General features: G+C 38.8%; 12 protein-coding genes. 8 read left to right on the top strand and 4 right to left on the bottom strand.

What is annotated here, in order from left to right; all coding sequences use genetic code 11:
• The first annotated feature begins 34 nt into the window (after nucleotides 1–34).
• Together QUF94_RS28245 and QUF94_RS28240 are read left to right on the top strand one after the other, a co-directional pair.
• Nucleotides 35–379 (top strand): hypothetical protein, encoded by a 345-nt coding sequence (locus tag QUF94_RS28245; protein ID WP_289318944.1) that lies wholly within the window; start codon nucleotides 35–37, stop codon nucleotides 377–379.
• Between the two features lie 414 nt (nucleotides 380–793).
• Complete coding sequence (locus tag QUF94_RS28240; protein WP_289318943.1) at nucleotides 794–955, top strand: hypothetical protein; 162 nt, start codon at nucleotides 794–796, stop codon at nucleotides 953–955.
• 352 nt (nucleotides 956–1,307) lie between these two features.
• Here the strand turns inward: QUF94_RS28240 and QUF94_RS28235 are convergent, their stop codons facing one another.
• On the bottom strand, nucleotides 1,308–1,457 hold the full coding sequence (locus tag QUF94_RS28235) for a hypothetical protein (RefSeq protein ID WP_289318942.1): 150 nt from the start codon (nucleotides 1,455–1,457) through the stop codon (nucleotides 1,308–1,310).
• A gap of 506 nt (nucleotides 1,458–1,963) precedes the next feature.
• Here QUF94_RS28235 and QUF94_RS28230 point away from each other — a divergent pair.
• The 4 genes from QUF94_RS28230 to QUF94_RS28215 all read left to right on the top strand — a co-directional run bounded on the left by QUF94_RS28230 (nucleotide 1,964) and on the right by QUF94_RS28215 (nucleotide 9,913).
• Nucleotides 1,964–2,203: a hypothetical protein gene (locus tag QUF94_RS28230; protein WP_289318941.1), complete on the top strand. Its 240-nt coding sequence runs from the start codon at nucleotides 1,964–1,966 to the stop codon at nucleotides 2,201–2,203.
• 814 nt (nucleotides 2,204–3,017) lie between these two features.
• Nucleotides 3,018–4,877, top strand: a complete 1,860-nt coding sequence (locus QUF94_RS28225; RefSeq protein WP_289318940.1) for a GAF domain-containing sensor histidine kinase — start codon at nucleotides 3,018–3,020, stop codon at nucleotides 4,875–4,877.
• Complete coding sequence (locus tag QUF94_RS28220; protein WP_098373780.1) at nucleotides 4,852–5,493, top strand: response regulator; 642 nt, start codon at nucleotides 4,852–4,854, stop codon at nucleotides 5,491–5,493. The genes QUF94_RS28225 and QUF94_RS28220 overlap by 26 nt, the downstream gene beginning before the upstream one ends.
• Nucleotides 5,494–5,764: 271 nt before the next feature.
• Nucleotides 5,765–9,913 (top strand): S8 family serine peptidase, encoded by a 4,149-nt coding sequence (locus QUF94_RS28215; protein WP_289318939.1) that lies wholly within the window; start codon nucleotides 5,765–5,767, stop codon nucleotides 9,911–9,913.
• A gap of 1,486 nt (nucleotides 9,914–11,399) precedes the next feature.
• Here QUF94_RS28215 and QUF94_RS28210 read toward each other — a convergent pair.
• A complete protein-coding gene (locus QUF94_RS28210; RefSeq protein WP_289318938.1) occupies nucleotides 11,400–11,729 on the bottom strand; it encodes a hypothetical protein in 330 nt (109 codons plus the stop codon).
• A 410-nt stretch (nucleotides 11,730–12,139) separates the two neighbouring features.
• Entirely contained in the window at nucleotides 12,140–12,730 is a 591-nt protein-coding gene (locus QUF94_RS28205; protein WP_289318937.1) for a serine/threonine protein kinase, read from the bottom strand.
• Between the two features lie 208 nt (nucleotides 12,731–12,938).
• On the opposite strand from QUF94_RS28205, the gene QUF94_RS28200 reads away from it, so the two are divergent.
• Nucleotides 12,939–13,535, top strand: coding sequence for an RIO2 family protein (locus tag QUF94_RS28200; protein ID WP_289318936.1), 597 nt, complete (start codon nucleotides 12,939–12,941; stop codon nucleotides 13,533–13,535).
• Nucleotides 13,536–13,569: 34 nt separating this feature from the next.
• Nucleotides 13,570–14,139 carry a kinase gene (locus QUF94_RS28195; RefSeq protein WP_289318935.1) on the top strand — a complete coding sequence of 190 codons (570 nt, stop codon included), beginning with the start codon at nucleotides 13,570–13,572 and terminating at the stop codon, nucleotides 14,137–14,139.
• A 64-nt stretch (nucleotides 14,140–14,203) separates the two neighbouring features.
• Here the strand turns inward: QUF94_RS28195 and QUF94_RS28190 are convergent, their stop codons facing one another.
• Nucleotides 14,204–14,992, bottom strand: coding sequence for a HipA family kinase (locus QUF94_RS28190; protein ID WP_289318934.1), 789 nt, complete (start codon nucleotides 14,990–14,992; stop codon nucleotides 14,204–14,206).
• Nucleotides 14,993–14,998 lie beyond the last annotated feature (6 nt).

Genomic DNA, 14,998 nt, shown 5'->3' with positions numbered 1-14,998 from the left:
TTTTAGACGGATTTAGAAAGGGAGGTACAAGGAAATGGAGCCAACTCAAAAGAAAAATTTCTTGTTTTTAATGATAGTATTCGTCTTGGTTTCTTTGGTCATGATGTATATTTTCTCTCTGCGGTCACAGCTGAATGAAGTTAGGGCCAACCAGGGCCACTATGAAGAGCAGATTCAATCCCTATCCTCCATCCAAAACACGGATGCTTTAAAGTTGAATCGCCAGTTTCTTGAAAGCTTTTTCACTTATCAAACCACTGCCGAACGATATAAAAAAATTGAACCATTCATGACTGATCAAGGGTTCAAAGCGTCCCATCCTTCCGGAACAGAACTTCCGGATTCGGAAGAATCGGTGAAGTCGTCCATGGTGGCCTGAAGCCATTTGAATTTCAGACCTCTAAAACGGAAGCTGAATTTTTTAATGAATTTAAACTCACTACGGAATTTAACAATGTGGCTGCAACCGACACGGTTATCGTTAAAACTTCGCTCATTTTTGTGAAAGAGCAAGGCTGGAGGGTTGATGATGTTGAGTTCATTGGTCAATTAACTGGACATTAAAAAAAGTTTGTTTTAGTTTTCCTATTACATTTATACCTACAATTCAGATTATTAGAGGCTGGGTAATTGAATTAGTATGTGAGTGTATATGAACCATTATTATGTAAGTTTTAGCAAACATCCGCCTCGTTTCTACATAAATATGGTATAATTACCGTATGTAACTGGCCGGGTGGGAGGTTGCCCTAACCCTATCTCTTATATCTAAGAGTGAAGGGAGGTGACCGCAATGGATCTTCTAAAAGACGTACTAGTGGAAGTGGCTAAAACAGTTGCCAATTCGACAGTTGTTTATCTATTTAGCTTGCTTCCTGCTAAAAAAGTCAAAAAGAAAACCACCCGTTCTCTGTCCAAAAAGCACGGGCGGCCTTCTAAAAAGCGCAAAATTTAGGAGCAACCGACCCACTTTGGATTGGTTACTAAGGCGAGATGTTAGCGCATCTCGTCTTTTTTATATATTCCACATTATAACATAAATATACGAAAAACATAAAAAAGAAACTTAATTTTCAATAGTTCTTCTTTTATTTTTCTCCGGCTATTTGATCCTTTTCCTTTCTTATTTAGAACCACACGAGTAATTTCTTTACCTATCATTACTTCCCGCCCTCACCCGAAAAGGCAGCCATCCCCGGCTGTCTTTTTCTAATTCTATTGAAAGCATGTAGAATAAAGAAAAAGAAAACCATCGATGCCCCAAGTATTCTAAGAAAGTAGCAGCATGTATTGGAGAAGGCCTTTTATTAGTACTTTTTAACCATATCGAGGATAGCAATTTCAATAAGATAGGAGTTATTGACTTTCTGTTGGTCTGCGAAGCTATCCAGCAAAGCCCCAACTTCCTCATTTATGACAATCGTCTTCCGTACCTTTTTGCCTTTTTCTAAAGTCACTACCCTTTGATACAGGTCATCGTTATGACTATCTTGCTGGTCGTTAAGAACATATCCTCTTATTAAATCTCTAAGAATCGCTCTTTCTTCTGGTGTGAATTCCCTCCGATATTTCGAACAGAATTACTTAATACCCTCACACCATAAATCCCTGTTCAGTTTTAGCTAATGTCTTTCAAATGTTCTAGATCTAAAATTAGTTTCTTTAATGTGATCTCGATTCCTTTAAAAAAGGAAAATGAATTCCTACCCCCACCCGCCCATGAACTGCCTAGCTAACCTTCTAACGCGTTTTTTTAAAAGTAAGGTCGTAGTGTAAAAGTGCTTATTCGACTTCTTAGACCCCTTAAAATACCTGTGTGTTTTTCTTGCTTATGGCTAGAATCTGTTTCTTTTTCATAAATAACAGGGGACTATCTCTAATTCAAGCTGTTGATTTATGTTTTAATTAAAAAACTCTTTCAATGAATACTAGTTCTTTGTATGATCTAATTAGGAGGTGACTTATGGAGAAAGTAGAAAGTTCCCTTTACGATAAATTACCGTTAGGATTATTGGCTGGGTTTTATTTTGAAATAAATAAGAACATTGAAAAAGGAATCTTGTCTGATGCTATGTATCATGAAATTAGATTAATTGAACAAACAGCATTAAGAAGGGGGATCTCACTTGAATACCTACATGATAAGGGTTTCCGTATAATTGAAGCTGAGAAACTACTAAGAGGAACAACCATGCAACACTAAATCGTAGAGAAAAAGTTGTTTTCTAGTAATCATTGGAAATGTAAGCGCTTTCTGTTATAATGAAAATGGGTTGGATGGCATGTGTGGCTGTCATAGTATCTGGCGTAGGCGGGGCCGATACCGGAAGAGGGATTAGAAAATATCCTTTTTTAATTGAATAAAATCATACATAAACAATAAACGTGAAAGACGATAAACCACTTGAATCCCAAGAGGTTTATTTTGGTGTAAAGAAAGGAAGCTCATAACGTAAAATGCCCCTATACCAAATTTGTAGGCTGGTACAAGGGCATTGGATAGTTGCGTTTTATTGATTAACCTTAGGTTAGGATTAAAATAATCCTAAGCTAGTTTCTATAATCAAACGAAGAACCATTTTATGGATTACTACAGTAAATAGGCAGTAATTAAATAAGATTTTAAGTAGCCTTAGCCCTGTATTTTATTGGGTTAAGGTTTTTTAATTACTTTTGAAATCAATCTCTCTGCGTTCAAAAAGCATCAGTTCCATCTTCAATTCACTTAATACCAAAAATTTATCTTTTGGTTCTTTTTCTTCAACGTCTTTTATTGGGGATGAAGTTTAGTTTACTTACACTTTTTGTACTATATAATCCACAACAAAAGACCATGACATTTACAACATTTGATGAGCAGGCAAATAAAGAATCTAATAGTATACTAGTATTGTGTCTTGCCATTTAGGGTAATGGCACAGCCGGTGATTGGCTAGTGGGTATTTTGCCATTTTGCCAGTGCCGGTTTTTTGTTAGATAATGGACAATGATTCTTGCAAATAAAGGAAGGTGCCGTTTTGAAAAAGATAGATTCTATCACTAGGAGGGAACAAATAGCGAGTTTTTATATTTATTCTATTTCTATTCTTGGTATGTTTGCTGTAATCAATTCCATATTTAAAAGTGAAATGCCTTCTGAATTCATAATCGTTTTGTTGTTAGCTGTGTTTATGGGGATTATTGAGTATTTTCCTATCCGTATTGGAAGAGGAGGTATTACACTCAGTCTTACGCTTATTTATCCAATGAATTGGGAGTTTGGTATACATATAACGGTTGTTGCTTGTGTATGTGTGATGGTTTTTACACATACCCTTCGCCGCTTACCAATACAAAGAACACTATTTAATTGCACTCAATTTGCTTTTAGTATCACTTTGGCAGAATGGTTTTCCAACGAATGTATTTCTTTTTTTATTACGGAGATGAACCTGCCAGTTTTATATGAAGAATTAATAAGCTTGCTTTTATTTACCGTATTTTTTTGCCTTTTCAACACCCTTTTATATGATCTTTTAATGGTGATTCTGCCTCAGCAATATCCACTAGAACAGTGGTACAAGAAAAATATATTTTTATTTTTGAGCGCAAGTTTTTGTTTATGTTACGCCTCCCTTATTTATATCTTAGAACATCGATATCGAGGGGAGTTGGATGGAATTACGGTTCTGTTCTTCTTTTTCCCACTTGTAGCAATCTGCACCATCAGCTCCTTCATGAGGCAAATACGGATTGAAAAAGAACGATTATATAACCTTTTTACCATTACGACGGAGTTAAGTCACGGTCTGTCTGCCGGAAACTTAGATCAAATGAAACAATCACTTAAAGGATTCTTGGGAATACAAGCATATGCTTTATGGGCAAAAGATGAGGGGGATTGGCAGCTTCTATTAAAGGATGGAAAAGTACATTCCAATATTTCAAGTTCTTCTGATATCCATCCGAATTTTGAAGAAATATCTGAAACCTTTGTTGTTACTGATTGGAAAACAGGTATGGCCCCGGGAGATGAAGTATTTGAAGATGTCATACGTTCCCTTGTCTACCTGCCCCTTATAGTAAATCATGAATTGGTAGGGATGTTTGTTGCAGGTAAAAGCAGGAGGGCGAGTTTTATTACCGAAGATATACAGTCCTTATCTACGTTTGCCAATCAATTGGGCAGCTTGCTGAAAACACGGTCCCTCGTCGCTGAACAAGAAAAACGAATGATTCTGGAAGAAAGAAATCGGCTTGCTCGGGAAATTCATGATGGAATTGCACAAGTATTAGCCGGGGTCATATTTCAGCTGGAATCAGCTCTGAGGCAGTCCGCAGATCAATCAGGAAACATGGAGCAAGTGGTAGACAAAAGTATAAAAAAATTACGGAAGAGTTTAGGGGAAGTTCGCTATTCTATCTATGCTTTAAAGCCATATCCTACCCAAAGGCTAGGGTTAAAACAAGCGATTGCAAATAAAATTCAATCGATAAAACAAGAAAATAATCTAGCGATTAAATATCATGAAAGGGGCCGTTCTCGAACACTCAGTTTTACAATAGAACGAGCCATCTTCGATACTTTACAGGAAAGCTTGCAGAATATTGTAAAACATGCAAAAGCGGACGAAGTTGACATTCTTCTAAGCTATCAACGTGAACATGTGCTTTTAAAAGTGAAGGACAACGGGGTTGGCTTTTCCCTTTTTGAATCCATGATTAAAACAAAGCATGAGCCCCATTATGGCATTTTACATATGAATGAACAAGCTGAACAGCTGGGTGCTACCCTTCAGATTGATAGTTCCACAGGAAAAGGTACAGAAATTACATTGATCATTCCAGATTCAGAAACAAGGGAGGAGTATCATGATTCAAATATTATTAGTAGATGATCATACGGTCTTGCGTGATGGAATTCGGAGTATATTGGATCTCGAATCAGACATCCGAGTCGTGGGAGAAGCCGTGTCCGGGGAAGAGGTGTTGAAGAAAGTAGAGGAGTATCGACCTGATTGTATTTTGATGGACATCAATCTCCCTGGAAAAAATGGCATTGAGGTAACGTCCCTCGTGAAAAGTCAGTATCCGAATTGCCGCGTTCTTGTATTGACGATGTTTGAAGATAATGAATACTTAATGGAAGCACTTCGGGCTGGTGCAGATGGCTATTTATTGAAGGATTCGTCATCCGAACAAGTGGTAGCAGCGATTCGAATGGTGTCACAAGGGGATTCGGTTATTCATCCTCGCATGACCAAAAAGCTGATAACGTATCATCACCAGCAAACGAAATCAGAGCCAAACGAAAATATTTTGACTAAGCGTGAAAAAGAAATACTGTTTGAGTTGGCCAAAGGTCTTAGTAACAAAGAAATCGCTGAGGCCTTATTTATCAGTGATAAGACCGTCAAAATTCACATCAATAAGATTTTCAAAAAGCTGAATGTGAAAAGCCGTTCACAGGCAGTCATTTATGCCGTTCGAAATCAACTTGTTCCATTTTCATAAATCATAATTACTTAAAAGGTAAAAACAACTGTTCAGTACCTTTATTATTTTTCTTAATAACAGAACTGGAATAGTTCTTTAGTTATATATTGATCTAGAACCAATAGATGAAAAATTACTTCTTATGATTAATTTTCAGAAAAGTAGAAATATGGGATGATATATTGAATCTTAGTTTACTAGATATATGAATTCATCTTTAAATGAATTGTTTATGAAGAACAAATGTTTAGAGAGAAAATAGTAATTATATAGGATAAGGGGATGCGGTATGAAGAGGAAAAAAATCAGTAAGATTCTTACAGGAACGCTAGCTGTTGGCATGTTATTATCTCAAGGCGCTCCGTATAATGTATTGGCGAAAAGCCCGTTTGAGTTGAATCCAGTTGAAAATGCGGAAGAGATCTTAGCGAGCCTGTCTGCAGAACAAAGAAAGGCGTTAGAGCAATTGGATGCCAATCCAAACTTTACGATTTCTCCGGATATTAATGCAAATAGTCCGGAATTAGTCAAAGTCATCGTCGAATTTGAACAGGCGCCAGCCAAAATAGAAGTGATGAAACAAGCGGCGAAAGGAAAGAAACTATCTTCTGCAGATTCGAATGAGAAAGTGGAAAAAGCTCATAAAGATTTTAAACAGCATGTGCAATCATTGAAATCACAGAAAAACGTGACTAATTACAAAGTGGAAGATGTAAAGATCACAAGAGAGTATAAAAACGCCATCAACGGCGTAGCGATGACACTTCCTGGTGTGGCAGTTAAGGATTTGCTGCAATCTGGAGTAGTTAAACGTATTTTTAAAGATTACGAGGTAAAAGTGGAACCGCCGGTAAAAACGAAAGAAGCCATTGAGCCGAAAATGGCAGACAGTATTCCGCAAATTGGCGTGGACAAGCTACATGCCGAGAACATTACCGGTAAGGGAATAAAAGTCGGCGTTCTTGATACAGGTATTGACTACAATCATCCTGACTTAAAAGAAGCCTATAAAGGCGGATATGATTTTGTAGATAATGATGCCGATCCAATGGAAACGACCTACGAGGATTGGATTAATGCTGGCAAGCCAGAAGAACCAGGCTATGTGTATTACACAAACCATGGGTCACATGTCGCAGGGACGATTGCAGCCCAAAAGAAAAACAATGTCGATTACGCTGTGAAAGGGGTAGCACCTGAAGTAGATTTATATGCGTATAGAGTATTGGGACCTTGGGGAGGTGGATATACAGAAGGAATCCTTGCTGGAATCGATCAAGCGATTGAAGATGGCATGGACGTCATCAATATGTCGCTTGGCGCGCAGACTAACGATCCTTTATACGCCACTTCTGTCGCAGTAAATAACGCCATGCTTTCAGGCTTGGTGACCGTCGTTGCTGCAGGTAACGCCGGACCGAACGAGAAAACTCTGGGTTCTCCGGGAACAGCGGCTCTTGGCATATCAGTAGGTGCAAGCGATGCCTCCATGTCCATTCCTGCATTTAATGGAAGCGCTTCCGCCGAGAAATTTGAAAATATGCAGCTGCTAGGCAAAGATTTTTCTGATCGATTAGAAGAATTGCAAGGAAAATCCTTACCAATTGTATTTGCGGGACTTGGTAAAGCAACTGATTTTGCTGGGAAAGATGTCAGTGGGAAAATTGCGTTGATTCAGCGCGGGGAACTTGCGTTTGATGAAAAAATCAAAAACGCCAAAAACGCTGGGGCTAAATCAGTGATTGTGTATAACAATGTCGACGGGCAAATACCTGCCTACTTGGGTGAGGCCGTCGGGTTAATCCCTTCTTTCCGCCTGTCAAAAGCGGATGGTGAGCGATTAAAGGGGCTGGGCGAAGGTTCTTTCACATTTGAAACGTTAAATAACACAAAAACGGAAGGCGATCATTTAGCAGATTTTAGTTCACGCGGACCGGTAAATGGAAATTATGATATTAAACCGGATGTAGTCGCTCCAGGTGTGTCGATATTCTCTACGACACCGGAATTCATCAACGATCCGCAGGACGGCATTAATTACGGGAATGCCTATGTGCGCATGTCGGGTACATCGATGGCTACGCCACACGTGGCAGGTGCAGCAGCATTGATTTTGCAGGAGCATTCGGAATACACTCCTTTCGATGTAAAAGCGGCACTCATGAATACATCGGATGATTTAAAAGGGAATAATTCTGTATACGAAGTGGGTGCTGGACGAATCGATGCCTATCAAGCGGTTCATACAGATACCTCCATCAAAGTATGGGATAAGACACAAAATATCGAAAATGGAAAAGTCGTAGAAATTGATGAAGAAACAGGTTCCATTGTATTCGGAAGACATATTAAAGAAGATGATCAACCCATTGAAGCAAGTAAAAAGGTGACCGTTCAAAACAACAGCGAGGAAGAAAAATCTTTTAAACTAGAAGTGGAGTATCACGGTGAGCGCAAAGGCATTCAAGATGCAGTGAGTAACGGTGTTAAAGTAGATGTTCCTTCATCAATTACAGTGGGAAGCGGCCAAGTGCAGGAGCTCCAGCCTAAAATAACGATACCAACCAGCGCTGCGGGAGGAAGATATGAAGGGTATATTCATGTGACCAATGCCGATAATCCAGACGAAACCTATCAAATTCCATTTGCTGTTATGGCGACAGAAAAAGGATTTGCTTATGTCAAAACGACTAGACCATCCGTGACAAATACAACACCTTTCTGGCAACTTAATGACAAAATGATCCATTTCATCATGAAGTTGAACAGCCCAATGAAAACCATGGATGTGCTTGTAAAAGACAGTAAAACAGGAAAATCTGTAGGGTTCATAGGGACAGCGAACACTAACTTTCCAATAGATAGAGAAGTGTATCTTATGGGTGCGTTCAGCGGTACGGTCTTACCATTTACAAATGATCCGTCCCAGCCAATCAGTGATATTCCTATAAAGCTTCCAGCAGGCGACTATATACTGGAACTGATTGCACACGATGAGGATGGGAAATCATATGTTTCCCAAAATCCACTTATCGTGGACAATACAGCACCAGAAGTCAACATGGATATAAAATCGGGTGTAATCGAAGTCAATGATTCTATGTATACAGTAGAAGATGGGCAAAAAGCACTGTGGCTGCATGGAACAGCTAAGGATGAGACAGTGAATCTATTACAATCTAAAGGGTTGGACATCAATCAATCGTCCAACACTATGGCTTACTATACAGGTTCCTCTGGATATATGGCTGGGTTCTTCCCGGTTCAAGCGAATGGAGATGTGAAATTAGGAATTGAGGAAAGTGATATTGCAAAACAACCTATGAGATTTTGGTTGAGAACGTGGGATACTGCAACGGCAGTTGGTTACCAAAAGTATTACTTCATGAAAGAAGGAACGGAATATACGACTACCAGTTATGACAAGAGAGAGTTGAAAGTCGGCGATAACTTTACGATGACACTCAGCCTTAATAATGTGAAAGAGCTTGTCTCCGGAGAATTTAACGTGGCAATCGACAAAGACTACTTCAAGTTTTCGAATGTGAAGCTGAACAATACAGTCAAACAATATGCAAAGGAAAAAGGCTTACAGGTATCGCTCCATGAGCCAGTTGTGACGGAAAGTATATATCATAATAATGTGAAAATCGGAGCTTCCATTACTGGAAATGCATTCAGAGGACTGGACGGAGATATGCCGTTCCTCGATGTAACGATTAAATTAATGAATGATGAAGTTTACGATGAAATTCAAGGATTTAATGTACAGAACGGGTCTTATAAGAAATCCGGACAATCAGCAGGCACTGCTATTCCTTTTTACGGCACTGAAGATCTTAAAATAATTCCTACACATACACAGTTGCTGGGATCCATCTCGCCAGAAGCATTTTTGATATATGAATCAGGGGTACCATATTTGAAAAAAGCAGATTATACAAAAATAGGAGCACAAGTATACGCTCTCTCTAGAAGTGGTAAAAAATATCCAGGAACAATTGCTAAAAATGGAGCTATCACGATCAATGATATTCCGGCTTCCGATCAAGTATATACAGCCGTTTTCGAAGTTCCGGGGCATCTTAAAGCGATGAAGAAATTCATTCCTGGATATCATGATGCAAATGGAGAGCTACGAGGGCAATTTTTAAGAATTGCTCAGAGAAGTCTTGCAGGGGATGTGAATGGCGACAAAATGATTGATATCCTCGATATCAAGAGTGTCGTTGATGCATATGGTACGAAGGATTCATCCATCGTGCCGCAAGATATCAATCAAGACGGAGAGGTGAACGAGACAGACATTCGCTTCGTTGAGAAAAATTTCTTAACGAAGGGACCGGATGCGCCTGCCGATAAACAGCCGAAAGAAAAAATTGGAAAAAAAGGTCTGGAATACTTCCTGCGCCTGATCGGACTGGAGCCAAAGCAATAGCAAGAAAAGAAAGGGAGGAATGCAGAGCATTCCTCCCTTTCTTTTTTATAAAATAAGAAGAGCAGAGTTAAGAAAAGTTGATAAGTCCTCTTTTTTAGAAGATATGTACGGAGTACCAGATTTCTTCAACAAAAGGGCACCGACCCATCAGGTTAGCTTAACTGGCCTCCACCCCTTGGAGAGGCATGACGAAGGAATGATAGGGCAATTGACCCGTTGAACATGGGAGGGAAAGCCTCCAGGGGGCGGTGTGGAGAATGTGCATCAAATGGGAAAATATAGAGTCTTGTTTAACTTTTTTATTTCACTATGCCATCAAATCTTCATGTCCTGAAATCACTCCATTTAACCGTTGGAACAGTAGTCTATATGGGGACTCATGTGGGCTATTTCAAAAGGAATACCCCACTTGTTTTTAGGGATTAGGTTACTTTGGAATCAAGATTTATACTTGTTTTCACGTCATTTGATTTGCTAGTTATTTCCAAAATATAGCAATAAGGCATCCGGTCTGATACGATGTAAAGCGACTAAATCAACACCGGTATACAGATATCCCTATCTAATTTATGCAAATCGCCTTGAGCATGTTTTTGCTCCTGATATTTCGATCAAGTGAAAAAGACAGTTAGAAAACTAATCTCTTTCCGTAGTTTCATCTGAAGCTTTTTGGCAGAGACATTAGCTGTAATATGGCTAAGTGCCGTTGTTGATTTCCTCACCATAACACCTTAAAACAAGGGAGAAAAACCAAGATAAAAAATACTAGCCTTTAAGGCTAAAAGGTTGCCCTCAAGGCAACTAAAACTATAGTTAACATAATTGCAATTAACAGCAATCAAAAAAAACTCAGATTTAATAGAATCCAAGGGCTCTTCAACGCAAGTCGGGTAGGAGCACTCTCCTACCCGACTTGTATTTTAAAAAAATAAGCTGTATCGATAGTACATATACTTTACTTTTCATAATCAAAAAAAGACAGCTCATACTAGTGATCTTTTAATTTACTGAAAATTAAGCAGCACTTTTTATACCTCTTGTTTTTTTAGCAAATAGCTTTTCTTGAAAAGTTGGCATAATCATACCATCTACCCCATATCTTCCTGCATTTATAGCAGAAACAAGGATAAACATAGATAATAGAACAAGTTGTGGATTGGTACTTGAGCTAAATGAGAGTTGGGTGATATCAGCTGCTGAGGCATCCGTCGACTCAACCCTCCTTACACGAATACCAATACGATCACCCGCAGCGACTGTTAATGATCCCAGATTTATATTGGTTGCTCTGTAAGGAAAGTACCGGGAGTAATAGTAGTATTCGGAAATCCGAATCTAACCGAACTAGTCAGCGGAGTTGTCACGTAAGGTGAAGAAAGATGAACAATCCCTGTATTAGGAACTGAAGGTGCGCGGAATACTGTAAACTCATATTCAACACCGACAGCATTTATCGCAGCCACTGAAGCAACCAATAAATCTACGCTTATTTGTATATTTTGAACGGTTCCCGCAAAGGGAATTGGGAAAGCAAAACCACCTGCTTCTGGTGGACTAGTTGATTGTCCAGAACGTCAATAACTTTAACCGTGTGATTACCAATACCCATTAAAATTGGAGCAGCTGAGACTACTGTAGCACCACTGATGATAATGCCCGTTGAAAATGGAATTAACCCTCCAGATCCTGGATCACCAGTAGCACCTATTGGACCTGTTGGTGCTGTTGGTTGTTCCAGTCTCCTTGAACGCCTTGAGTGAGCTCCCTGAGGTCCTTGAGGTCCTTGATTACCTTGAGCAGGTACGTTTACTTTCACTTCAATGTTTTGCTCTACCTTTTGTTCTTGTTTAGATGAGCATTTGCATTGGCTATGTCCACAATGTTTACATTTTTGCCTTTACCTAATTTTGTATCCTCTTTTTCCAAAGCATTACTTCCCACTAAATTGGATTTGGTTGGTCAAGTATCTATCCAATAGGTTCTACGCGCCATTGTTCGGAACGTGATTAAATTCTCTTTGTATTAGAACTGCGATAGGCGCATCGGTGTTCCCACGCAGCAGACCCTTCAACTCCAAGGCAAAAAAATGATTCTAAGGGCAGAAAGATGCAGACTGCAAAAAAATTCGCGACATGCTTATCGCGAATTGCTTCCAAGAGAGATCATGTAATTACTTGCAAGCGTTTGGTTTATTATTAACTCAAACTTGAAAGTAGCTCGTTGCCTTCACTTGCGCGGCTTTGACAGGAAGTTATTCCATTCGGAATATAGTTCAGAGTCCAAAACTTTGACTTGCCGTAAAAAGGGGTCAATTAATCCTAGTTCGGATAAGGAATCTAAAAGCCGAACCGGTATGGGCTTCCGATCATAAGAATTCGCATGATCTACGACTTTTAGAACATGCTGATTATCAACAAATATGTGACGAGTGACGCAGCGATCTAAATTAGTAAATCCTAAACGATTCATTTCCTTTTTCATATTAACCAGCTGTTGAGTAATGGATTCGGATATCGTCCCTTGTTCCTTAAGATAATCACGTAATGAAGGACCATCGATGTATTCCATAATGATATAATTTGGGCCTGATTCAAAAAACTTCGGCATAAATGGCAAACCTTGACCTTTGATCATCGCCTCTTTTTCCTTCTTAACATTTTTCGGTTTTAAGAATATTTTCACACAACGATCTTCCGTTAACTTGAATACGGCTCCCTGTATCCCTTTGCCTATCAATGGGTATGAAGTCGGATTATTAACAACCAACTCTTCTTCTTTTCCTCTGCGGGTCACAGTAATAGAGCTGAAATCATTCATGCTGTTCTCCTACTTTTCACTAAAATTTTAGAAATTCACGGGTCAAATATATTTTGAAGAGAAAAGGATCTTATAAATTCATTATATGGTGTCAATGGGACAAGGAAACGGCGCTTGACTATAGCAAACTCTAATCATTTACATAAAATATAGTAAGCTATGGACCTCAATCAAGGAGCCCAAACATATAATAAGGAGTTGATCGATATTGGAGGATTTTAAATCTATTATTGTTTCAAGTGGTAAAAAAACAGTAACCGTTGTTGACAATCCAACATCGTATCCGATGATAGGGAAAGGAAAACAAGGCGCTGTTTTTAGAATTTCTCCTGATCGCTGTGTGAAGATTTTTCCGGACCCAGAACGTTGTCTAAATGAGAGTCAAGCGTTAAGAGCTGCACAGGAAGCGCGCATAGTTCCAAGGCTTTTTGAAGTCGGATCCCATTATATTGTAATGGAGTACATTGACGGTCCTTCTTTAGACCAATTACTTGAATCAAAAGATTTCTTATCGGAAGATATGACGAAGAAAATCCTATTCTTGCTAAAAGAAATGAAACGTTTAAAGTTTACACGGCTGGACGCAAAATTAAGACACATCTTCGTGAATACTCAAGAAGAGCTTATAGTAATAGACCATGCGAATTCTTTTATAAAAATTGACTCCGTACCTACAGAGCTGTTCAAAGATTTGAATGAAAAGGGTCTATTTTCATCATTTTTGGAACAAGTAAAACAAGCAGATCCAGAATCTTATATGGAATGGAGAAACTTAGAGAAAAAGAAAAAAAAGGATAAAAAGTAATATCATGATAGGAAATGTGAAGGAGTGATAGAAAGTGGAGGACTTTAAATCTATTAGGGTTACTGAAGGGATTAAAAAAGTAGATGTAATAAAAAATCCAACGTCGTTTCCGCTGATTGGTAAGGGGGCGCAAGGAGCCGTTTTTAAAATTTCTTCAGACAAATGCGTGAAAATTTGTGCAAAACCAGAATATGCCGTTAAAGAGGGGAATGTATTGAAAATTGCACAGAATTCTCCCACAATTCCCCGGCTTTATGAGGTGGGGCAAAACTATATTATTATGGAATATATTGAGGGGCCAACTTTATTCCAGTATTTAGAGTCTGGAGGGGTCCTATCCGAAAAAATGATGAGGCAAATTCTTTTTGTGCTAAATGAAATGAAGCGTTTAAAGTTTACCAGATTGGATGCCGATTTGCGCCACATTATTGTAACAAAGGAAGAGGAATTAAAAGTAATAGATCATTATAGCTCCTATACAAGGGTTCGATACCGGCCAGAGTTGATATTCAAAGGTTTAAAAAAGTTGGGTCTATTACCGTTGTTCTTGGAACAGTTAAAAGAAATGGACCCGGAATCCTATATGGAATGGAAAGATTTATAGACAAAAAAAGTAACTCCCTTAAAGCTGATAAGGAGTTACTTTATTCTGTGGGAAAAAACCCACGTTATTTTGGATTGCTATGATGATGGATGATACGATCCACGATATCTGGCAATTTATTTTTCTGTTCTAAAAGAAACTGGTAAAGAGCATCTCTATCCTTCGTACCCACATTCCACTCTTTAGGGATGGATTGGATCACTTCATAGATCGATTCGTTCGGCAAATTCACTATTTTTTCTATAAACGATGTAAGCTCTTTGTGATCATCGAGAAGAGAGAAAGCCCATTTATAAAAAGGCCAGTGGTAGTTATATACCGGTGGTTCACTTAGCGTTTGAGCAGACCATTGGTAGCGACCCGGAAAAACTCTGCCATGATCAATCATATGGACATAATAGCCTCCATCATTGAGAATTTCCAAGATGACATTCATCGTACCTCGGTCAGAATTATTCACCCATTGGTCGAATACCGTTATACCGGCAAGCATATCTCGGTTTTTAACATCCGTCTTAGTGGGAGGATTTACTCTAACATTCTCGAAAACTGTACTGTTTTCAATAAAAACACAGCCATACTGGTATCCAGAACTATAGTTGAGTTTAGTAGATTGTAATTCAGGAGTCTTCTTGATAAATTCTTCCGGTATAAATACAAGGTCAAATGGGATAACGGGAAGTGAAAGGAGCTCTGCCAATTTGCCGATCAGGTACTCATTGACTACTTCTTTTTCTCTTCCTTTCTTAGTATCGAACCACTTCACTACATATTCTTTGCCATCACTGAAAAGAATGACATGAGCGGTTCCACCCCTTAAGGTTTGTACATATTTAACTGGGTATTTTTTCATATCACT

It is taken from the genome of Peribacillus sp. NJ4 (assembly GCF_030348345.1).
Taxonomy (GTDB): Bacteria; Bacillota; Bacilli; order Bacillales; family DSM-1321; genus Peribacillus.
Note: the sequence above shows the minus strand (reverse complement) of the source record. Positions and strands in the feature narration are given on the sequence as shown.